At 63.6% G+C, this 20,834-nt stretch carries 19 protein-coding genes; 9 read left to right on the forward strand and 10 right to left on the reverse strand.

Features of this window, described 5'->3' with window-relative positions; genetic code table 11:
- Positions 1–66: 66 nt before the first annotated feature.
- Positions 67–1,311, reverse strand: coding sequence for a glycosyltransferase (locus SPMU_RS06255; RefSeq protein WP_169715642.1), 1,245 nt, complete (start codon positions 1,309–1,311; stop codon positions 67–69).
- A gap of 743 nt (positions 1,312–2,054) precedes the next feature.
- On the opposite strand from SPMU_RS06255, the gene SPMU_RS06260 reads away from it, so the two are divergent.
- Complete coding sequence (locus SPMU_RS06260) at positions 2,055–3,146, forward strand: hypothetical protein (protein ID WP_088332865.1); 1,092 nt, start codon at positions 2,055–2,057, stop codon at positions 3,144–3,146.
- A gap of 55 nt (positions 3,147–3,201) precedes the next feature.
- On the forward strand, positions 3,202–4,089 hold the full coding sequence (locus SPMU_RS06265) for an FkbM family methyltransferase (protein ID WP_088332867.1): 888 nt from the start codon (positions 3,202–3,204) through the stop codon (positions 4,087–4,089).
- Positions 4,090–4,097: 8 nt separating this feature from the next.
- Here the strand turns inward: SPMU_RS06265 and SPMU_RS06270 are convergent, their stop codons facing one another.
- From SPMU_RS06270 to SPMU_RS06300, 7 genes are all read right to left on the reverse strand, one after another.
- Positions 4,098–5,387: a glycosyltransferase family 4 protein gene (locus tag SPMU_RS06270; RefSeq protein WP_425442132.1), complete on the reverse strand. Its 1,290-nt coding sequence runs from the start codon at positions 5,385–5,387 to the stop codon at positions 4,098–4,100.
- Entirely contained in the window at positions 5,378–6,643 is a 1,266-nt protein-coding gene (locus tag SPMU_RS06275; protein WP_088332869.1) for a capsule biosynthesis protein, read from the reverse strand. Before SPMU_RS06275 ends, SPMU_RS06270 begins: the two co-directional genes overlap by 10 nt.
- Entirely contained in the window at positions 6,640–8,127 is a 1,488-nt protein-coding gene (locus SPMU_RS06280) for a capsular polysaccharide export protein, LipB/KpsS family (RefSeq protein WP_088332871.1), read from the reverse strand. Before SPMU_RS06280 ends, SPMU_RS06275 begins: the two co-directional genes overlap by 4 nt.
- Entirely contained in the window at positions 8,088–9,263 is a 1,176-nt protein-coding gene (locus SPMU_RS06285) for a KpsE/RkpR family capsule polysaccharide export protein (protein ID WP_211275714.1), read from the reverse strand. The genes SPMU_RS06280 and SPMU_RS06285 overlap by 40 nt, the downstream gene beginning before the upstream one ends.
- Positions 9,264–9,314: 51 nt before the next feature.
- Positions 9,315–10,130, reverse strand: coding sequence for an ABC transporter permease (locus SPMU_RS06290; RefSeq protein ID WP_088332873.1), 816 nt, complete (start codon positions 10,128–10,130; stop codon positions 9,315–9,317).
- 76 nt (positions 10,131–10,206) lie between these two features.
- Entirely contained in the window at positions 10,207–11,517 is a 1,311-nt protein-coding gene (locus SPMU_RS06295) for a glycosyltransferase family 4 protein (protein ID WP_088332874.1), read from the reverse strand.
- Between the two features lie 9 nt (positions 11,518–11,526).
- Positions 11,527–12,588 (reverse strand): glycosyltransferase family 4 protein, encoded by a 1,062-nt coding sequence (locus tag SPMU_RS06300; RefSeq protein WP_169715643.1) that lies wholly within the window; start codon positions 12,586–12,588, stop codon positions 11,527–11,529.
- Positions 12,589–12,713: 125 nt separating this feature from the next.
- Between SPMU_RS06300 and SPMU_RS06305 the strand changes: the two genes are divergently transcribed.
- The 5 genes from SPMU_RS06305 to SPMU_RS06325 all read left to right on the forward strand — a co-directional run bounded on the left by SPMU_RS06305 (position 12,714) and on the right by SPMU_RS06325 (position 17,148).
- Positions 12,714–13,394, forward strand: a complete 681-nt coding sequence (locus SPMU_RS06305) for an ABC transporter ATP-binding protein (RefSeq protein WP_088332878.1) — start codon at positions 12,714–12,716, stop codon at positions 13,392–13,394.
- Between the two features lie 93 nt (positions 13,395–13,487).
- Entirely contained in the window at positions 13,488–14,633 is a 1,146-nt protein-coding gene (locus SPMU_RS06310) for a polysaccharide biosynthesis/export family protein (protein ID WP_088332880.1), read from the forward strand.
- A 135-nt stretch (positions 14,634–14,768) separates the two neighbouring features.
- Positions 14,769–15,779, forward strand: a complete 1,011-nt coding sequence (locus tag SPMU_RS06315; RefSeq protein WP_088333220.1) for a KpsF/GutQ family sugar-phosphate isomerase — start codon at positions 14,769–14,771, stop codon at positions 15,777–15,779.
- Positions 15,780–15,793: 14 nt separating this feature from the next.
- Entirely contained in the window at positions 15,794–16,600 is an 807-nt protein-coding gene (locus SPMU_RS06320) for a 3-deoxy-manno-octulosonate cytidylyltransferase (protein ID WP_245832807.1), read from the forward strand.
- Complete coding sequence (locus SPMU_RS06325; protein ID WP_211275715.1) at positions 16,600–17,148, forward strand: histidine phosphatase family protein; 549 nt, start codon at positions 16,600–16,602, stop codon at positions 17,146–17,148. The genes SPMU_RS06320 and SPMU_RS06325 overlap by 1 nt, the downstream gene beginning before the upstream one ends.
- A 6-nt stretch (positions 17,149–17,154) precedes the next feature.
- Here the strand turns inward: SPMU_RS06325 and kdsA are convergent, their stop codons facing one another.
- Both kdsA and SPMU_RS06335 read right to left on the reverse strand, forming a co-directional pair.
- Positions 17,155–17,976, reverse strand: coding sequence for a 3-deoxy-8-phosphooctulonate synthase (gene kdsA / locus SPMU_RS06330; protein WP_088332886.1), 822 nt, complete (start codon positions 17,974–17,976; stop codon positions 17,155–17,157).
- Positions 17,973–18,266, reverse strand: coding sequence for a hypothetical protein (locus SPMU_RS06335; protein WP_088332888.1), 294 nt, complete (start codon positions 18,264–18,266; stop codon positions 17,973–17,975). The genes kdsA and SPMU_RS06335 overlap by 4 nt, the downstream gene beginning before the upstream one ends.
- A gap of 21 nt (positions 18,267–18,287) precedes the next feature.
- On the opposite strand from SPMU_RS06335, the gene SPMU_RS06340 reads away from it, so the two are divergent.
- Together SPMU_RS06340 and SPMU_RS06345 are read left to right on the forward strand one after the other, a co-directional pair.
- Positions 18,288–19,409 carry a hypothetical protein gene (locus SPMU_RS06340; RefSeq protein WP_088332890.1) on the forward strand — a complete coding sequence of 374 codons (1,122 nt, stop codon included), beginning with the start codon at positions 18,288–18,290 and terminating at the stop codon, positions 19,407–19,409.
- A complete protein-coding gene (locus SPMU_RS06345) occupies positions 19,409–20,806 on the forward strand; it encodes a cytochrome P450 (protein ID WP_088332892.1) in 1,398 nt (465 codons plus the stop codon). Before SPMU_RS06340 ends, SPMU_RS06345 begins: the two co-directional genes overlap by 1 nt.
- Positions 20,807–20,834 lie beyond the last annotated feature (28 nt).

A 20,834-nucleotide genomic window follows, 5' to 3' on the forward strand; every position in this document is an offset into this window, starting at 1 on the left:
CCCAGCGTAGCGGCTAGTCGATCTGGATCGCGCTGTTAAGCCGCGTTCAAGCACCACCTTACGAGACTATCCGGAGCGAACGGGTTGCCACGGATGCGAGCTGGCACTCTGATCAACGTGCGCGAGGATCTCACGTATTGTCGGCTCCCTCAACAATGCCAAGGGCCTGTCATTCCGTTGCCAGTACGGGCTGATACCTGGATCATTCGCCAATGCTTCTCCCCAGCGATCAAGCAGGTCCAGGCGCTCGCCTTCGTCCCACGCGATCGCAGCTTGCGTTTCATTGAGGCCGCGCGTGGCGCCCTCATGATGAATCGCCTCAATAGCGGGGCAATACAGGATCACCTTACCGAGCTCGCGTAGCCTGAGGCACAAATCGACATCGCTGTGCGCGATCATCAACCGCGCGGCATCAAAGCCCTTGAGCTGGTCGAAGTCCGCTCGCCTCACCGCCAGGAATGCTCCGGTGACGGCCGACACGGCATGGGTGAGGACGTACCTGTTCCCGGGCCCTGGATCAGCAGCTGGCACTCCCCTACCCTCATGCTCCGTTCCTCCGGGCCCAAAACCAAAGGCGATCCCGGCGTGTTGCACGGTCTGGTCCGGATAAAGCAGCCGCGCGCCGACCGCGCCCACGTGAGGGTGACTCAGCGCGTCTGCGACGGCATCATCCCACCCGGCTGAAAGCATCTCCACGTCGTTGTTGACGAAGGCGATCAATGGCGCGTCGCTCGCGCCCGCACCAAGGTTCGACGCCAGTGACCAATTGAACGGAGAGTCGAACGGAACGACACGCGCGGTTCGCTCCACGTTCAGGCGGTCGAAAAGCGCCGCCGCCTCCGCACTAGTGCTCCGATTATCTACCACCACGATGTCGAGCCTCTCGGGCCGTCGTGCCTTTGACCGCAGAGTGTCAATCGCGCGGGCAAGCAGTCCGCCGCGATCGCGGGTGGGGATGACGACAGCAATCCAGTCGTCTCGAGGTGCGGCAGCAAGCGGAGCAGGGGCCAGAGGCACCTCCATCGAGCACTCACTGGCTCGCGAAGCGCTTTGCTCCGCCCGCCCACTCCTGGCAATCAGCGGCAGGCTGAGCTGAGTCGCGATCACGCGGGGTATATGGGCGACCCTGCCGTCGCGACCGGCCTTCATCAGGGCTTCCTCGCGATCACCCAGGCAGTCCCGCGCCGAGCTCGAAGGTGGACGGGAGAGGGCAAGCACCGCCGGCGCGACGCCTCCCATAATCAGAGCTTCGTCGAACGCGCCGAACAACACCGGATCCGCCCGCAATAAGCGAAAGGCGGGATCGGCCACGCCATGGTCATGGTCGGCATAGGCGGCAGTGGCACCCGTGCGGAGCAGCGCCACCGCGAACCACGCCAATGCTTCCGGGTCGAGCACCGTTCCGGCATCCACCAGGACCAGATACCCTGCGCCGGCCAGCACTGCTGCATCAGAATGCGCGAACTGGATTCGTCCATCTGTATCGGCAAAGGACGCCACTGGCGCTTCGCACAGCGCTGCCGAAGCCAGAACGATCGCCGACCACGCGCTGACGGACTGGTCTTGCAAGCTCCGCAGGGTCGCCCGCAGGAGAAACGGTGCGGCCCCATCCGCGTTCACCAAGACGGTAATGGGCGGCAATGGTCCTGCCATAAGAGGCGGCGGGCGGATCGGCACGTCGCGACGAAACTGGTCGTACGCTGCGAGAGGATAAGCCAAGCTGGCGGCGAGGACTTCACCGGCAAGACGCTCACTCGATAGCGCCTCCGCGACAGCCAAGATCTTCTGCCAACGCTCGGTTGGGCGAAGCTCCTCCTCCAAACTGCCACACCGATCACCAGCGGACGACCGCGCGTGAGGAGACAACGGTAGTCCTGCCGACCCGTCCAGCGGCTCCAGTGGCGGGATCGTCGGCCTGCCGCTTACCCGGCGGTTCTGCCGCGTCCAGCGAGTCATGATCTAGGCCCCATGGCGGGTGAATGGCGCAGCCGTTAAAGGGTGGCAAGTCGGGCTGGCGATTGCCTCCCGAACGGCCGCTCGCCTAGGGTCCGTCCATGACCGCCCAGACGCTCGATCCCTTTGGCTATTGGCCCGCTCAGCGCAGCCGCATTCGCTCGCTCGGCGGAGATGAGAAGGGCGATGATCCAAGCTACGTCTTTCACACCTCTTATGTCTCTGCGCCCGCCGGTCCTTCCGTAGCGGCAATCTCATTCCACGGGCTTGTGGCCGAAGCCGGAATGATCGCGGTCCGCATCTTCCAGCACCTGCCCGAGGGCAAATCGGCAATCACCGAGCAAGGAAAACTCACTGCCCTGCTCCCATCTCTGGCCAAGGCTCCACGAGTTTTGAAGCTGCCGTTTGAGGCGCTGCCGGGCGCCCTCTATGCCGTTACCGGCTATGCCTACGGTGAGTGCGAGGCGTCCGCGCGGGACATCGTGATTTCCATATCCAGTCGCCAAGGCGAACGCGACGATCCTGCGCGCACCCGCAGCCTCTTCGGCCGGTTCAAGGCGCGGCGAGCAAATGGAATGGTCAGCGGAAACGCGCCGCAACTCGCGTGGCCGGTGTCGCAGGGCTTTACCCCTGATCAAACGCTCGAGCCCGACTTCAATCGATTGAGCACCCGGTTGAGCCCGGAGGGTTCAATGGTCGATCGCTGGGAATCGGCGTACATCCTGCGCGTACTGGAACAATATGGCCGGCTTGAGCCGGGTGCACGCGGCTTGGCCTTGTCAGCGGAGCCGGAGCCGGTCGCCGCCGCCGCAGTAGGCGCCGGATGCGACGTTCGGTCCGTAATCACGCCGGTCGGTGCCACGGTCGACGCCATCTGCTCAGAACATTTTACACCCCCTGACGGCATTGGCTTCGACTTCATCTACGCGCGGAGCAGCGTGTTCGGCACGGGCGATCCTGCTCGGGCGCTCAAGATGATCGACGACATGCTTGCGCGCATACGGCCGGGCGGGCTGGCCGTCCTACTTCTCAACACCGGCCCGGGCTTGGATCGGCATGGGCTCGGTCGGATTGCACTGGAGGTGGCGGCGCAGGGTCATTTCACCGCTCAGCTACGATATGGCGATCCAGAAGAAGGTTCGGTCCCATTCGGAATCGTGATTCGAACATCCACCGAAAACGTGGTCACGTAACAACAAAAGAAACCTCCTTATTCCCGAAGGGCAGACCGCCGGCTAAGGGAAGCCGATGCGCTTCCTCGATCATCAAGCCAGCCCCGCGGAGATCCGCCGCCAAGGCGAAGCGCAAGGTGCGATTTTCGACATCTGGGCGCTTCGTTCCGGAGATCGCTGGCGCCACGAAGCTGTCATCCGTGGCCTGTGCCAGACGGCGTACCTGGGAGATTATACCGCGATCTGCCGGGTGCTCGGCCGTTACAAGGTGTTCGTCGACACAAAGGACATCGGTGTCGCCAGCCACCTGATGCTCGATGGCTATTGGGAGATGTGGAACACTGAAGCGATTGTCGGCCTAGTAAAGCCCGGCATGACCGTTCTCGATGTCGGCGCCCATTGCGGCTATTTTTCGGTGCTCCTTTCCGACCTTATTGGGCCAAGCGGCACGCTGCTTTCTTTCGAGCCGAACCCGCCGATGGCTGCGCTGCTCCGCCGTACCATCGCGGTTAACGGCTTCGACGGGCGTACGACGGTTTACGAGATGGCGCTTGGAGACGAAGACGGCTTCGCGACGCTTCAGGTACCGCAAAACGAGCCGAAAAACGCCCATGTCGTGCAAGGGAAAGGCGGGCCAGGCATGGTGGAAGTCCCGCTTCGGCGCGCAGATCGCATCCCCGGCGCTGCTGACGCGGATTTCATCAAGATCGATGCCGAGGGCGCCGAGCAAGCGATCTGGAAGGGGCTGAAGAATGTCCTGTCCCGCAATCGGCCGCTGACAATCCTTCTTGAATTTGCCGCGATACGCTATGCGGATCCCGCTGCGTTCCTGGACGAGATCATGTCGCATGGCTTCAGTTTGGCGGAGGTCGATCTCGTCGCCGGCGTTCAAAGTCGCACGCGCAAGGAGGTTCTGAACGCTTCCCCCTCCGACGACCAGATGTTGCTTCTGACGCGAGGCTGAGCTTTTCGCTACCTACGTTCGTCAGCCACCGCTTCAACAACGTCGAGGACTATGTCGATGTGCCGGCTCCAGGCCATCGGCGCCCACCCGCGCATCCGATCACATTGCGCGGCACGCAACATCGAGTCGGGCTGGGAATAGTCCAGGATCGTCCGCATCCAGCCAAGGCCATCTAGCGGATCAAGGTAATCGGGCAGATCGCCACCCGCCTCTCGAAGCGAGCTGATATCGCTACAAATTACCGGCACACCGGCGGCAAGGGCCTCCGCCACCGGCATGCCATAGCCTTCCGCAAAGGAAGGCAGCAGGACCGCTCGCGCGCCCCCCAGCAAACGTGTGAGTTGCCGATCATCGACGTCCCGGTGTTCAACCACATGGCCGCGCAGCGCGATCGACCGATCGAGCAGGTCAATGACATTTTCGTTTTCCCAGCCCCGCCGACCGATCAGGATCAGGCGAGGTGCAGCATCTCCCATGGTCTCCGCCAGCCGGCGCCATACGTTCAGCAGCAGAAGGTGGTTCTTACGCGGCTCGATTGTCCCGATGCACAGGAAGTACGGCCGCTCGTTGAAATCGCCTTCCAACGCTGGGACCGGATCGCTCCACTCGCAACCAAGGTGTGCCACCCGCGCCGGCCTGCCGGCCCGCTGCGTCAGATGCGGAGTCAGCGCATCGAGGGTAGCCTGTGAATTGGTGACGATACCATCTGCGAAGCGATCAATCGTGCGGATACGACGCGCGTGTAGCAGCGCGCCGTTCGGGCGAGCGAACTCGGGATAGGTCAGCGGGATGACATCATGCACCAGGTTCACGAACCGCGCCCGCTCGGTCTGAAGGATGCTGCGCACGAGCTTTGCGTCCTCTAGATGGTGCGGCGAGGCTTGCAGGTACACGCGCTGGCCAAGCGGAACGGGAACGGCTCTCGGTCGCAGCGCGAAAAGATGGCGGATGGCTTGGGCCCGCACCGCTTCGTGCTGCGCCTCCCCGCGCGACTGCCACCGCGCCTGGGTAAACGCGAGGAACTGCCGTACTGCGCCAATTTCCAGCCGGCCGTAATAGCCGCCGGCAGGATGCACCGCCGCGAACCGAAGCCGATCCGGTACTCGCCTCAGCAATTCCACTGCATAGGCGTATTCGACTCGATCGATACCGGTCGGGGTTAGATGATAGGCGCGACTGAGCAAGCGCGACAGATCGAAAACAATCGGTTTCTGCGCCCGACGACCGTGCCGCCCTGTACCTGGCAGCCCCCTGCTGAACAGCATCTGCGCCGGAGCGCGGAACGGTTTCAGCGCCAATGAGCGATCCGGGTAACGTTGCCGGCCGTTGCTGGCCGAGCTGCCGGCGCAGTTAACCGCGGAATGGCGTTTTCGACCAGCATTGCCAAGCCTTCTTCACTCAGAAACCCACCATGCACCAGCGAACGGTTGACGAACACTCGCCGCACGGCAGCCCATAGCGCAGCATCAGGCGCAGCGGGAGCCGGCCAGAAGTCATCCAGCGCGCCGCGATGCACCACCCCAGCGACATCATAAACCGCATGCCCCAGCACCGCGACCGGCACGCCTTCGTTAAGCGCCAACGTTCCAACGGTGCTATTCACCATCACAGCACCGGTCATGATCGGCAGCAACTTGGCGATATCGCCATGCGATATGTAGAAGATCCGGTCTTCCACGCCATATCGCCGCGCAAGCTTGCGCGTGATCTTCCGCCAAGGAACCAGGCCATTGTCCAGCGGGTGGCGTTTCACGAGGAGGCGGCTATGCGCAGGCGCCGTCCGCGCAAAGCTTTTGACGATGAAGCGTAACGCGGCGCGCATGTCGTCAAAGGGCGAGTGCACACGAAGCTGATAATCGGAATTCAGCTGCAGTGGCGCGAGAAAGATCGGATGATCTTCTCGCTCAGGGATGATCTTGTCCAGCGTGCGCTGCGACAGCCGGCGCTCTCGTGTCTGAGTTGCGGACCACAGGCCCCAGCCGGCCGCTTCGACCAGCGGATGGTTGGGCCGATGGGTTCTGTAAAACGGGTAAGCGGGCGCGAGCAGCATAGTCGCCGCCAAATGGCGGATCGTCTCCTTGGCGCGTCGGCGAAAGCTGGAGGGCACCGGATCACGCTCCGGCTCCGGCGGCAGTCGCGATGCCTCCGCACGAAACCACGTCGGATCGCGCGGCATCCGCGAATGCCCGTTCACGCCCCCTTCTTCCAGGGTAACGTAGTCGGGGCGGATATATCCTTCCTCAAGCACATGGACCCGCAGGCCGCGAATCTTGGCCATTCCATGAGCACTCGAATGATGGGGCCGGCAGTCGCCGAAAAGAACGACGTCCGTTATGTCGTGATCAACGATGAAATCGTCGAAAAATACCGGCCAGTTCTGCAACGTGCCACGAAAGTCCACGGCAGGCTCCGGCCAGTCGAGGCGGTCGCCCCCGCACAAGTTGATGCGGAAGACGTGGTGACCAAGCGCCGAAAGGGCGCCGCCCAGGCGCGCAAAGTAAGAGCCGTGTGGCCCTTGCAGGAACAAGAAGCGGCGCCGCTCCCCCACAGTCATAGACGCCCTTTCACGACCTGTCTGGCCGCCACTCGCGCGGCGCCATATGCGCGCCTGAAACCAGTCAGCGCATTGTAGGCGGGCTTGGCCATTTTGGCGAGCCGTTGCACCAACACTTCCGGTGAACAGGGCAATCCGGTCAGGGGATCGAGATAGCGTGGGGCGAGGATCAGTGCCGCAGCGACCAGCGCATCGAGCGGTAATTGCCGCCGCCGACGTGAGGGAATGGGCGCGAGATCATGCGTCAGGCCCCAGCCGGCGTAGAAAGGCGTGCCGTGTACCGTCACCTCCACATCCCGCATCAGCGCTTCGAAACCGGTCAGCGATGACCAGACGTGAACGGCTTGCACCTTGTCCAGCAAGGCCAGCAACGACCCGCCAGCCACGATCAGATCCACCTCGCTGGGCCGAGGCACATCGCCGTTGCGCAGCCCAGCGAGGACGTCCGGATGCGGCCGGTAGATGATGAAGGCCCCCGGTTCACGTTCGCGGACGGCCTTAAGGAAACCGGCCATCCTCGTTTCGCCACTTCGCGACACCGCCAGGTCATCCGCGACTTGGCCAATTGCCAGGGCGATCCTCTTCCCGGCCGGCAACGCGGGGGGCGCGGCGCCATCATCCACGCCGTATTTGCAAAGTCGCGCGGCCACGATCTGTTCGCGAAGAGCTCTTGCGCGGCGCAGCAGCGGCTCTTCGAAAGCATGGGTTGCGAGCAATCGTTCGATCTCGCTCGGGCTATTCGGATCGTAATGAATGCCGCCCGAGCGATCCACCATGATCGACCACGGCGGCCGGCACTCGGCACCGAGCCCGGATGAGCGGAGAAAGCCATCTTCGACCTGCCAGGCTTCCACCCCCTGCCGAGCTGCGCGCGCAGGGAAATCCGCCGGAGCTCGAGAAGGCCAGTAGACGATCGCCTCACCGGCTGTGGCCGTGCTCAACGCGTGATCCGCCGAAAGAAATGCTGGCCGGCGGGCGCCATCCCACAGAAGCCGGCCAATGGCGTCCCGCTTCCAGGCGCTCATGCCGACGGCGGCGGCTATCCTGCGGTTTGCGCAAAGCAGGTCACGCCAATCTTCCAGCACCTTCACCGCGTCATGCGCGTCACAAGGCGCCCCAGTGAACGGGTTGCGATAGCTGGCAGCTTCCACAGCGCTGATCGCCTCTGCCCGGCGATCCGGTCCGCCGGGATCGCCCGCTATCCACCGCAAGATACCCTGCTCGTTCGGACCCTCCGCACCGGCTCGCTCCGCCGCCGGTAGCCAGAACGCACCGCCAACCCCAGTCTGCCGCATGGCCGCAAACAACCGCTCGGGGTCCGCAAGGCGGGAGCCGCCCGGCAATGATACCGCAGCCACCTTTTCCCCGACCCAGGGAAAGGGCGGGGAGCGAAGCAAAAGAGGGGCCGTCGCCTCCACGACCACCAGATCTTCCTCGCTTTCGATCAGGCCGCGTGCTCGCGCACGCCAGCCGCGATCAACCATCCGATGGCATAGACCACCAACAAAGCACCCAGAACCGTCAACAAGGTCAGCGCGCGTTTCGGGTAAAGGGATTTCACCGGCATGTTCGGTTCAACGACGCGCACGACGTACAATTGCTGCCGCACCGCGTTCTGGCGCGCCTGCTGGTAGGTTGCGGCCGCCGCTTCATATCGTTTGGCGAGCAGTTCCTGCTGGATGCGCAGCCGCTCATAGCCACCAAGGCCTTCGGCAATGGTGCTCGCACCTCCCGCAAGCCGGCTGTTCTGCGCGCCCAATTGGCGCTCCAGGCTGCGGATTTGCTGCCGCAATGCCTCGACCTGCGGGCTGCTGGAGCCAATCAGCGATTGCGTGGTCGCGAGCTGCGCCCGGGCGGCGGATAGTTCCTGGGAGAGGCGCGATACCAAGGCGATCTGCGCCTGCGCCGTGCCGGCCGGATCCACGTCGCGCCCGGTTTGACGGAAGCGGGTAAGCTGGGTCTGCACGTCTGCCAGGGCACGCTCGGCTTCGTCGAGTTGTCGACGCGACAGGGCGACGGCATCGGAGAAGCCGCGAATGTTCATCTCGTTCACGCGCTGCTCGCCGAGCGACAGGAGCGCGCGGGAAAGGTTGTATGCGTCGCCCGGGCGGAAGGCGCGTGCCTTCAGCGTCGTGATCCCGTTGTCGGTGTCGAAATACACATCCACCTGCTGCTGATAATAACGCAGCAGGAACTCCGGGGTCGGATTGGCCGCCGTCAATCTACTGGCGAGGTCCGCTTCCGGCCGCCGGAACAGCGCAACCAGGTTCAGTCGCTTTTGAAGCGCAGCGACAACGTCGTGGGAGGTAAGGTAATCCGCAATGCTTTGCGCCTCGGTGGACGCGGCGCCGCCCGCACCGCCGCCGCCGAACCCCAGCGCGGCCGTGATCCCGCCGACCGACGGCGCAGGATCGCTGCCGCCCTGCGTCCGAACGATGAAGTGCGCCTCCGAGACATATTGGTCCGAAGCCATCGCATAAAGATAAGTTGCCAGCAGCAACGTTGGCGCGATCACCACAATGGCGAACCATTTGTAGCGCTTCCCCAGGCGGCGCAAACGCGTGCTCAGCGGCGGTGCAGCTTCAACTTCTGCATCGGCCGGCGTCATGAAACCGTGCACGCTTAACTCCCCCTCATCGTCTGACCGCGTCGCTATATGGCGGTTCGCAGGTCACGGCATCTGGATACGCTTTCGGACCACCGAAATCAAAAGCAGCCCCAGCAAAATCAACCCCAAGATCCAGGCGCCGAGATAAGCAAGATCGATATACGTCGATTTGGCAGACTTGAACCAGCCATAGCGCATGATCTCGTAACAATGCGCGAGCGGGATGGTCAGCAGGATATCGCGGATCTGCTTTGGCAAGGCGTGCATCGTGAAGAACGCGCCCGATAACGGCATCAGCACATAGATGAACGGGTGAATCATCCGTCCGAGCGAGCGGCGCTCGTGAGTGATGGCACATACCACCATGGAAAAACTCCACGACAGCAGGAACATCGCAAACACGCCCGCGCCATAGATCAGCGGCCGCTCCGGGAGGTTCGCGATGCCGGTCGCCACCGCCACCCCCATCAGCACGCAAAACGCCAACAGCGTGCCCGCCTGCTCCAGCAGCCCACGTGCCAGAAGAACGTCAAAGGGGGTAATGGTGCGGTGGTAAAACAGCGACACGTTGCTCTCCAACGCGCCCTCCGCCCGACTCACCATCGAGCGAAATGTCATGAAATTGCAGTATCCGATCAACGCCGCCGGCACCGGCTTGATATCGCCACCGAAGTGGCTGGATGCACGCGCGTGAAGCAGACCGACAGCAGTCGCAAGGAACAGCGGCTCAAGGATAAGCCAGAGATAGCCGATGTTCTCGCGGCCATACCGCGTATGCAGTTCACGCATCATCAGAGCGCCAACTACGCGGTTCTGGATGCGCAACCCTTGCCTCATGACGCCGCGCCGTGGCGGCAAATCTTCGCTGACGCTTGCCATGTCCCTGCCCCGAATTGCGATCTGGCGCTAGCCGAAAGCGAAGAGCGCGTCGAGGCAACCGCAACGGTCGCGTAGCTTACCTAGCCGGTGACGCCAGAACCTTGGTATAAAGGGCATGAAGACGCCGGCGATGTTCGCCCAAGGAAAAGCGCGTCGCCTGTACGCGGCCGGCGTACTCAAGCGTCGCACGCAGTTCCGCATCGCGGTCCACCAAGGCGATGGCCGCCGTCAAAGCCGGAACGTCGTACGGATCAACGACCAGAGCGGCATTGCCCGCCACTTCCGGCAGCGATCCCCGGTTCGACGTGACCACCGGCGTGCCCAACTGCATGGCCTCAAGCACCGGCAGGCCAAACCCCTCGTACAGGGAGGGAAACAGGACGGCGCGGGCGTAGCGCACCAGTTGCATCACCAGCCGTCGGGGCAGGTAATCCAACTGGATGATCCGGGCGCCGGCCTTGCCGCCCCGCCGCGCCATTGCTTCGACGAGCCGAAGCTCCTCCTCCTTTTGCCATCCGCGCGCGCCGACCAGAACGAGCGGATGCGGCGTATCGGTGGACAGATAGGCTTCGACCAGCCTGGCCACATTCTTCTTCGGTTCGATCGCACCGAAAAACAGAAAATAGCCCTTCGGCTTCACCCCGAAGATCGCTTCCACATCGGCTTCCTCGTCCAGGCCGACAGGCATCGGCGTGTGCTGATACGTGTTGCTGACGCGATCCTCCGGCACCCCAAGCAGTTCGATGATGTCCCGTCGACTGGACTCGGAGACGGTGACGATATGGTCAGCATCCTGCACACATCGCTCCACCAGCCGGTGGTAGAAGCGCTTTCGATCCAGCGTCGCGAATGGAAGCTTCAGCGGCACCAGATCATGCAAGGTATACAGGTTGCGCGCGCCCGCGAGCCGCACGGGAATGGGATAGGTCCAGTGCATGATCGCCGGTGGGTCAGGTATGTGCAGGTCCAAAAACCGGCGCGTGCGCCTGAAGTGCCCCTCGGCGTGGTCAAACAGATGTGCGCTGCTCAGCAGACGATCGAAGCGCGGCAGCCGGTCAACAAAGCCGCCTCGCTCGATCCGGCCGCTCTCGGTAACCTCCTGCACTTTGAGCCCGCGCAGAACCGTCGCTCGCTCCATGATTGGGCGCAGCCAAGCGGGCCCCCGCCGCGAGGGCAGCCCTCTTCCCAGCGCCTCGTAGAACAGGATCTCCTGGATCCGCGGGTCGCGCCCGACCGGAACTCCGAAGAGTCCTTCGACTGGAAGGCCCAACGAACGGACCGCCTCCGCTAAGGCAAAGCCATAGGTCGCAACGCCCGTTCCGTGCGGTAGCGCCAGGTTGAAGCCGTCGATGCCAACGCGTGCTATGGTCGTGCGCTCATCCCCCATGCCGTCGGACTAAACGTCGAGCCGGGAATCGCTAGTGAATTCGTTGTGCAACTGGCGCAGGCGGGCGCCGAACCGGTCCACCGTGAAAGCCCGAGATCGATCACGTCCAAGCGAAGCCAATGTGGCGCGGAGTTCGTCCTCATGATCCAACCGCCCGATCCCGCGGGCGATCGCTTCTTCGTCGAGCGGATCGACCAGCAGCGCCGATCCGTTCGCCACTTCAGCCAGCGCACCATTATTCGCGGTCAAAACAGGCGTTCCGAGTGCCATGGCTTCCACCACCGGCAAGCCAAAGCCCTCGCCCAGCGATGGAAAGAGCAATGCGCGGGCGTGGCGCATCAGGTCGATAAGCGCCTGCCTTTCCTGATAGGGCAATATGATCAGCCCGGGCTCGCGCTGCGCCGGATCATGATCGGGTCCAGTCAGGACCAGCGGAAACGGCGTTCCGCTCGCGCGCCATGCAGCAATGAGCCGCGGCAGATTCTTGCGCGGCTCGCCTAGCCCGCAAAACAGATAATATTCCCCCGTCCTCAGATTGCCGGGCAAATGGCCATCGCCCGGCGCGAGCGCCGTAATCGCTGCCCCGCAATTCGCCATTGAGGACGGATGCAGCCGAAATGCCGAGAGGATCTGGTCACGAGCGGCGTCGGACACCGTCAGAAATCGGTCGGCAACCGCCCCGATCGCCATGATCCTACGCTGAAGTGGATCTGGCGCCACGCCCGACAGCTCTGGGCCGAGCATCGGGATAGCGTCATGGATCGTGTAGAAATTGACCCAGCCTCTGATCCACGCCGGGATGGGATAGGTCCAGTGCATGATTCCCGGCGGCCCGGGAGCGTCGAGGATCAACAATTGACCCGTCGCCGAGAACCGGGCCTGAGCGAGCCGGTACACATCCGGCGCATAAAGCCGCCGCGCGTCACGAGCGAGTAAAAGCCGGCTACGAAGCCGGCCCATCATGTGGCGCTGGATGGTTTCACGCAGCGAAGCTCGTACGCCGAACCGCCCGCGCTGATCATCTTCCAGGATGAGGGGTGACGGTCCGGTCGCCGCTAAAGCGTCACGCATTGCTCGGGCATAGGAGGCCACGCCGGTCGCGTTGGCGGCCGCAAGCCGACCGTCTACGCAAACTGGCACCTGTCGTTCCGGCATCTGATCCTCTACCATCGCCTGAACAGTGGCACGGGGTGGGAATGATTGTCCTCGACAATGTTTCAAAGGTCTATCGCGGTCACAACGTGGACAATGAGGTTCTGCGGGCGGTTCACCTGACGATCCCGCGCGGCGACTCGATTGGTGTGTGCGGCGCTAACGGCGCCGGCAAGTCCACACTGATGAAGTTGATCGCCGGGGTGGAGCGCCCCACCACGGGCAAGGTGACGCGGCACATGACGGTGTCCTGGCCGATCGGCTATTCTACAGCCTTTCACCCGCATCTGACGGGCGCCGACAATGCCAAGTTCGTCGCGCGAATCTATGGCGCGGACGAGCGCGAGCTGCTCGCCTTTGTCGAGGATTTCGCGCAGCTTGGCTCCTATTTGTATGAGCCGATCAAGACCTATTCGGCCGGCATGGCGGCGCGGCTTGCGTTCGGCGTCTCGCTGGCGATCAAGTTCGACTGCTATCTTGTGGATGAAGTGACCGGGGCCGGCGACGAACGCTTCAAACTGCGCGCGGAAGAAGCGCTGTATGAACGGCGTGATCGCGGAACCCTCGTAATGGTGTCGCACGACACGGGCACGTTGTTCCGCTACTGCAAGCGCGGGGCGGTGGTCTACGGTGGCACGGTGACGCTCTACGACACGATCGCAGAAGCAGCTGACGTTCACCACCGGTTGCAGAGCATCGGCGCACGTGCCGGTCAGGCGGCATAACGCTGCCATCACCTGCCGGATTGTCTTGAGCGGTTTGACGCGATAACTCGCACGCAAGCGCCGGTGTTGTTGAGGCGCTTCCAGGGGGAAGCTATGCGCAAGGGCAGTTACGGTTCGACGCGGCTGATCGCGGCGGCACTGATGGCCGGTGCGCTCGCCGGCTGCTCGACGCTGCCCAGCGCTGGCCCCACGGCGTCCCAGATCAACGCCGCCCTGCGCAAGGACAATCAGACGGGCTTCAAGATCGTGGAGATCGATGCCGCCAGCGGTCCGTCTCTCGCCTTCACGCCGCCTCCGGTGGGCGGGTTGGCGAAACTCGATCAGCCAGGGCGGATCGATACGGTCGGACCAGGCGATCTGCTGGAGATCAGCATCTTTGAGGTGGGTGTCACGCTGTTCACCGCCGGTAGTACGGGCAGCTCTGCACAGGGCGGTACGTTCAATCCCTCGGCGCGGGGAACGCAGCTAGGCACCGTCAAAGTCGATGGCGGAGGCGATATTCAGCTTCCCTACATTGGCCGTCTCGCAGCATCGGGCAAGACAACCGGCGAGATCGAACGCATGATCGAGCGCGGGCTGCGTGGCCTGTCGCAACGCCCGCAGGCACTCGTTTCGGTCAAGGAAAACGCGCACAACGTCTTCTACGTGTCCGGCGATGTCCGCCAGCCAGGACGCTACACGCTGGGCTTGCCCCGTGAACGCCTGCTGGATTCACTGGCCCGCGCCGGCGGCACCGTTAACCAGCCCGACGACATGGTGGTTCGGGTGACGCGCGGCAGCGTGTCGGAGGAAAGCCGGCTTTCGGCGGTGGATGCCTCAGGACCGCAGAACATCGCGCTGCTTGCGGGGGACCGGGTCGAGTTGTTCAACCGTCCGCGGACCTATCTTGTGTTCGGGGCAACCGACAAGGTCAGCCAAGTGAACTTCGGGGCGACCAACCTTTCGCTCGCCGAAGCTCTGGCGCGCATTGGCGGCCCAAGCGAGCGCCTAGCCGATCCCGCCGCCGTGTACCTGTTCCGCTATGCAGCCGTTGCGGGCGACACGACCGGGGCACAGCCGGTGATTTACCGGCTAAACATGATGCGCCCGGACAGCTATTTTCTGTCCCAACGCATTGGCATGCACGACAAGGACCTGATCTATATCGCTACCGCTCGCGCCAATGCTCCGGCCAAGCTGGCACAGATCCTGGGGCAGCTTTTCTCGCCCATTCTGGCGGTGCGCGCCGTTGCCCGATAGTTCAATGGTTTTGCGGCTTTGTAGTAGAAATTGCTCCTTTGGTTGACCCTACGGGCTTGATAAGGATTAGCTAAGCTCAAAAAGCATAGCCCCGCGATGCACCAGCCGGTCCGATCGCTCGCGAAAGACGACAAGATGCCAACAAGTTTGGGAGAGATCATCACGCTGCCACGACGTTCCGAGACGAGAACTGTCGCCGCCCGCGCAGTGGCATTGGCCGCCGAAGGTATCGCTGCGCTGGAGGCCTGTTTCAGCGATCCGATATTCTCCTCCGAATTCGAGCGACTGGTGACGATGATCGCCGATTCTCGAGGTCGCGTGATCCTTGCCGGCATGGGCAAGAGCGGGATCATCGCGCGCAAGATCACGGCCACGCTCACATCGACCGGCGTACCAGCCACCTTCCTGCATCCGGCAGAGGCAGGGCACGGCGATCTCGGCATGATCACGCGGGATGACGTGGTGCTGGTCATCTCCCACTCGGGCGAGAGCAGTGAGCTGGCCACGATCTTTAGTTACTGCAAGCGCTTCGCCATCCCGATTGTCACGATCACCGCTCAGCCCGAATCGACGGCGGCCAAGGCGGCGGACTTTCACATCTGCCTGCCAACCGTGCGCGAGGCCTGCCCGATCCAGCTCAGCCCCACCACCTCCACCACCGTACAGCTGGTATTTGGCGATGCGCTCGCCATGACGTTGATGGCCGGCAAGGGGTTTTCGACCGAGGATTTCCACCGCCTTCATCCCAACGGCAGACTAGGCGCGCGGCTGTTGAAGGTGCGCGACGTGATGGCGCATGGGGCAAATGTCCCAAGGGTCACGCCGAACGCCACCTTGCTGGATGCGACCATCGAAATGACGCGGACGCGGCTCGGCGGGACGGCAGTCGTGGATGACGAGGGGCGACTGGTCGGCGCGTTCACCGATGGTGACCTGCGACGGACCGTGACGGCGGACCGAACGCTTACCGATGCGGTCGGCAAATACATGAGCCACACCCCCCTTTGCATCGGTCCAGGAGAACTGGCGTCGGAAGCGATCCGGCTGATGCACGAGCGCAACGTGATGCTGCTCTTCGTTCGCGACGGGGAGCGGCTCGCGGGCGTCGTCCACATGCACGATGTTCTGCGCGCCGGGGTGGTCTGAGGCTGCGTCGGTCCGTGCCGTTACTCGTGGTCATTCCCGCCCGTGCAGGGTCAACTCGGCTGCCGCTGAAGCCGCTGTTGCCGATCGCCGGCGTCACCCTTCTCCACCGCACGATCGCTTATGCCCGCCGCGCGCTCGCCGACATGCCCAAGGTGCAGCTCATCGTGGCGACCGACCACGAAGCGATAGCCGCGCACGCCCGTGAGTTCGGCTGCGACGCGGTCATTACCGATGCGGCAATCGCCACCGGGTCTGGCCGAGCACTCGCGGCGGCGCGGCTGTCGCCGACGACGCCTGAGATCATCATCAACCTTCAGGGCGACGCGCCCTTCCAGCCGATCAGCGCGCCGGCCGCTATCATCCACGCGCTGTCGACACGGGACGCAGATGTCGCCACTCCGGTCGTTCGCCTCACCTGGGAAGCGCTGGATGCCCTGCGCGATCACAAGCGGAACACGCCTTTCAGCGGCACCACCTGCGCGCGCGCGGCGAACGGGCGAGCGCTGTGGTTCTCGAAGAAGATCATCCCGGCAATCCGCAACGAGGGACAGCTTCGCTCGGCCGTTGAACCCTGCCCGGTGTGGCGGCACATCGGCATCTACGGGTACAGGCGCGACGCGCTGGAGCGGTTCGAGGCGGGGCCGGCCAGCGAACTGGAGCGACTGGAGGGGCTCGAACAATTGCGCCTGCTGGAGCTGGGCCTCCGGATCGAGGCGGTGGAGGTCTCCCCCGCCCCCTTCGACATCTCCGGGATCGACACGCCCGCTGACATCGTCCGCGCTGAAACACTGATAGCGGCGCATGGCGATCCGCATTTCTGATGCGAGCGGTGATCGTTCGCCATGGGAACACCTTCGAACCCGGCGACCCGCCGCGCCGCATCGGCGCGAGAACCGACCTGTCGCTGGTTGAAAGCGGGAAGGCGCAGGCCGCAGCCCTCGCCGCGTGCTTCGCCGAAACCGAATTTCATCGCTGCCTCGTGTCGCCGCTCCGACGCACCCGCGAAACGGCTGCGATCATTGCGCCCAACCTGCCTCTGGAAAAGGCACCTTGGCTTTGCGAGATCGATCACGGCCCCGACGAGGGCGCAACCGAGGCCGCAGTCCAAGCGCGCCTCGGAACAGAAGCCCTCGCCAGCTGGGAGAAATACGCCGCGCCGCCCCCCGGCTGGGTGGTCGATGCACCGGCCCGGATTGCGGCGTGGCGCTCCTTCTTTGCTGAAGCACGCGGGACAATCCTGCTGGTGACCAGCAACGGCGCCGCGAGGTTTGCTCTGGCCGCGCTACGTCTCCCCCCGGCCCGTTTGCGCACCGGCGCTTATGGCGAGATCATCAGTGGCCGGGTCACTGCCTGGGACGTTCGCCCCTGAACTCTTTCAGAGAAGGCGCTTCATCACCGCGTCGATCCGTCGAAGGTCCTCAAGCAATCTCGGCAATCCATCGAGCGGCAGCATCACCGGGCCGTCCGATGGCGCATGGTCGGGATCCTCATGCGCTTCGGCGAAGATGGCCGCCGCGCCGACAGCGAGCGCGGCCCGCGCCAGTGCCGGCGCAAACCGCCGATCCCCGCCGGAAGATGCGCCCATTCCGCCCGGCGCCTGCACCGAATGCGTTGCATCGAACATCACGGGATAGCCGGTCTCGGCCATGATCGGCAGCGCGCGAAAGTCGCTGACCAGCGTGTTATAGCCAAAGCTCGCACCCCGATCGGTCAGGATGATCCGCATGTTTCCCGTCGCGGCCACCTTCCCGGCGGCCGCCGCCATGTCCCATGGCGCGAGGAACTGGCCCTTCTTGATGTTGACGGCGGCCCCGGTCTTGCCTGCCGCCACCAGCAAATCGGTCTGACGGGACAGGAACGCCGGAATCTGGAGAATGTCGACCGCCTCGGCCGCGGGCGCGGCTTGCTCGGGCGCATGGATATCGGTCAGCACCGGGCAGCCGATCGCCGCCTTCACGTCGGACAGCACCCGCAGACCTTCGTCGATCCCCGGCCCCCTGATGCCGGCGGCGGAGGTACGATTGGCCTTGTCGAACGACGATTTGAACACAAACGGCACGCCCGCCACCCGCGCCATGCGCGCAATCGCCTCAGCCAGCCGTAGCGCGTGGTCGCGGCTCTCAATCTGGCACGGACCGCTCACCAGCACGAACGGCAGATCATTGCCGAACGTAACGTCGCCCACCTGCACGCTCATCGAGGCGCCTTCACGAACCGGCGCAGCAACTGCCCCCGCCACGGCCACCAGCCCGAGTGATAGTTCCAGAAGAACCAGCCGAAGAAAAGACAAACGACGAATGCCGGCAGAGCCATGGGATCACCTTGCGCTCTCATGGTGCGATAGAATTCACGGTCCACCGCCCAGCGCCGGCGCTCCGTTCCACCGCCGGCGATCCCGTACAGATTGTCATGCCGCCGGCAGCCGATGTTCCGATTGTATTTGCGATGATCCAAGAAAAGGCAGTAATTGCGTTCCCGGTCGGCCATCGCATCGTGTAGGCAGTCGGCATGGCGGGGTTCAAGCGGAAAGTCTTCTACATCGGCGGCTTCGATCCGCGCGGGGTGCGCTTCTATCACGCGCTCGCGGTGGAGCAGCTGGAACGCTATGCGAAGCTGACCGGGGAGCCGGCGACGGTGTCTACCCGCCGCAACGCCGGAGCGTTCCGCACCGATTGGTCGATCCTCAATCCCGCGCAGGATGTCACGACGGAATATAGCTTTCTGCGTTGGGACGATATCGTGCGGAAGGCATGGGTCCGTAACCCCCTGTCCCTCGCCGTCAGGGCGTGGCGCGCTTATCGCGCGAACATAAAACACCTCGACTTCGAAACCGGCAAAAAGCTCGGCAAAGGGCCGCTGGTCACGTTGTTCTACCCGCCCATACTCTCGCTCGCGCTGCCGCTGCTGCTGACCCTCCTCATCGGCGGTGTGGCGGCGGCCTGGCTGCCTAGTGCGGTCGCATTCCTGGTCGGCTTGGCGGCGGCTTTGGTCATTTCCCCACCGCTATTACGGAAGTGGCACGCCCCATGGCTGCTGCGCTTCTTTGTCTTCAACAGCGAACTTGGCAGCGGTGATGCACACCCCGAAATCGAAGCGCGCTTGGATCTCTTCGCGGACGAGATCGTCGCCAGCTTCGATCAGTCCTGGGATGAAATCATCCTGCTCACGCACAGCAACGGTTCGATCCTGTCCGTGCCGCTGATGGTGCGCTTGCTTGATCGTTGCGGCGGGGCGATGCCGGCCCACTTCGCCCTCGTCACCATGGGGCATTGCATTCCACTGGTCGCGTGTCGACGCGACGCCACGCGCTTTCATGATCAGTTGCGCCACCTCGCGCGCGCAGACTTCCGCTGGATCGACATCGGATCGCCGCCAGACGGCGCCGCCTATTTTGGGGTCAATCCAATGGCGATCGTGGCGCCTGACCCGCGGCCCCGCATGGAGTTGCTCAGCCCGCGCTTCCACTTGTTCTACAATCCCGAGACCTATCACAAGGGCTACGCCAACAAGTACGAGATCCACTTCGACTATCTTCGGATGGGTGACCGTCGCTCGCCGCTCGACTTCCCAAGCCTGATGACGGCCGCCAAGCCGATCGATGCGTCCGTGGCAGAGTTCCGGGCGATCTGATGAGCCTGCCCAACATCGGCGGCGAGCATGTTGACGGTCTATTCGTGCCGCCCTTCCCTGATCCGCATCCAAAAAAGTCGTCGCTTTTCTGGCGTTTCGTGCGAGGTTGGAACTCTTGGATCCACGTGCTCTTTCAGAAGAGCTACACCATGAAGATGGGCGAGATCCGCACTCCGGGTCTTCACATGTACATCGCCAACGAGCTGTCGTTGGTGAAGCGCATCATGGGCGATTGGCGCGGCTTTCCGAAGCACCACCTGCTCGTTCGCACGCTGGGCCCGGCAATCGGCAACAGCGTGTTCTCGGCCAATGGGGATGATTGGGCGACGCAGCGGGAGATGATCAACCCGGCCTTCCAGCAAGCTGCCCTGGGCCGCACCTTTCCGATGATGCGGGACGCGGCTGATGCCCTGGCCGCGCGGATACGCGCTCTAGATCTCTCCCGCCCGGTCGACGTCGATCCGCTGATGACTCATGTCGCCGCCGACGTCATCTTTCGCACCTTGTTCTCCTTGCCGCTCGGAGACGCCGATGCGCGGCGGATCCACGATGCGTTCAATTGGTTCCAGCGCCACGCCCAATCGGCATCGATGCTCCGCTTCTATCGCCTGCCGTCATTCGGCTTCTTCGGCCGCTCACGCCGTGCCGCTGCAGACATCCATGCGGTCTTCGCGCATATCGTCCAGCAGCGCCTCGACGCCTATCGGGTCACCGGCGACAGCGGGGCGAACGACATCCTCGCTTCGTTGATGGCCGCACGCCATCCGACAACCGGCCAGCCATTCTCCTTCTCGGAATTGATGGGACAGGTTTCGACGATCTTTCTGGCGGGCCATGAAACATCCGCCAGCGCACTGAGCTGGGCATTGTACTGCCTCGCGGGTGATCTCAAAATCCAGCAGGCTGCGCGCAACGAGGTGCAGCTGGTGGCCGGGGAGCAACCGTTCGAGGCTGAAATGCTCCGGCGCCTGCCCGTTCTCCGCAATATCTTCCGCGAAACGCTCCGCCTTTACCCCCCTGTCGCCTTCATGCCCCGCGAGGTGAGCTGTCCCACGCAGATGCGGGACAAGAACCTGAGGCCCGGCGCCATGATCGTCGTCTCGCCCTGGTTGATTCAACGCAATCCCGAACACTGGTGTTGTCCGCACGCCTTCAACCCTGCTCGTTTCGAAGACGTTGAAAACAAGACGAAGATACGTGAGGCTTGGCTTCCTTTCGGCGCCGGCCCGCGCATCTGCGTCGGCGCGGGGTTCGCCACACAGGAAGCTACAGTCGTCCTCGCCACCCTGCTACGCGCCTTCAGCCTTCGCCCGGTGCCAGGCGTTCCACCCGAACCGGTCAGCCGCCTAACCCTCCGACCCAAACGGGGGGTGCAACTGTACCTGGCCAGACGGTGATCCCGCACTATCCAAACCATAAGCATCG

This window comes from Sphingomonas mucosissima, assembly GCF_002197665.1.
Taxonomy (GTDB): Bacteria; Pseudomonadota; Alphaproteobacteria; order Sphingomonadales; family Sphingomonadaceae; genus Sphingomonas; species Sphingomonas mucosissima.

What these genes read in the sequence shown, in the direction of transcription:
- SPMU_RS06295 (WP_088332874.1), bottom strand. Translation starts at nt 11,517, where the DNA reads ATGGGGGATGAGCGCACGACCATAGCACGCGTTGGCATCGACGGCTTC.
- SPMU_RS06305 (WP_088332878.1), top strand. Translation starts at nt 12,714, where the DNA reads ATGATTGTCCTCGACAATGTTTCAAAGGTCTATCGCGGTCACAACGTG.
- SPMU_RS06345 (WP_088332892.1), top strand. Translation starts at nt 19,409, where the DNA reads ATGAGCCTGCCCAACATCGGCGGCGAGCATGTTGACGGTCTATTCGTG.
- SPMU_RS06315 (WP_088333220.1), top strand. Translation starts at nt 14,769, where the DNA reads ATGCCAACAAGTTTGGGAGAGATCATCACGCTGCCACGACGTTCCGAG.
- SPMU_RS06335 (WP_088332888.1), bottom strand. Translation starts at nt 18,266, where the DNA reads ATGGCCGACCGGGAACGCAATTACTGCCTTTTCTTGGATCATCGCAAA.
- SPMU_RS06265 (WP_088332867.1), top strand. Translation starts at nt 3,202, where the DNA reads ATGCGCTTCCTCGATCATCAAGCCAGCCCCGCGGAGATCCGCCGCCAA.
- SPMU_RS06290 (WP_088332873.1), bottom strand. Translation starts at nt 10,130, where the DNA reads ATGGCAAGCGTCAGCGAAGATTTGCCGCCACGGCGCGGCGTCATGAGG.
- SPMU_RS06310 (WP_088332880.1), top strand. Translation starts at nt 13,488, where the DNA reads ATGCGCAAGGGCAGTTACGGTTCGACGCGGCTGATCGCGGCGGCACTG.
- SPMU_RS06280 (WP_088332871.1), bottom strand. Translation starts at nt 8,127, where the DNA reads ATGGTTGATCGCGGCTGGCGTGCGCGAGCACGCGGCCTGATCGAAAGC.
- SPMU_RS06340 (WP_088332890.1), top strand. Translation starts at nt 18,288, where the DNA reads ATGGCGGGGTTCAAGCGGAAAGTCTTCTACATCGGCGGCTTCGATCCG.
- kdsA (WP_088332886.1), bottom strand. Translation starts at nt 17,976, where the DNA reads ATGAGCGTGCAGGTGGGCGACGTTACGTTCGGCAATGATCTGCCGTTC.
- SPMU_RS06325 (WP_211275715.1), top strand. Translation starts at nt 16,600, where the DNA reads ATGCGAGCGGTGATCGTTCGCCATGGGAACACCTTCGAACCCGGCGAC.
- SPMU_RS06275 (WP_088332869.1), bottom strand. Translation starts at nt 6,643, where the DNA reads ATGACTGTGGGGGAGCGGCGCCGCTTCTTGTTCCTGCAAGGGCCACAC.
- SPMU_RS06260 (WP_088332865.1), top strand. Translation starts at nt 2,055, where the DNA reads ATGACCGCCCAGACGCTCGATCCCTTTGGCTATTGGCCCGCTCAGCGC.
- SPMU_RS06300 (WP_169715643.1), bottom strand. Translation starts at nt 12,588, where the DNA reads ATGCGTGACGCTTTAGCGGCGACCGGACCGTCACCCCTCATCCTGGAA.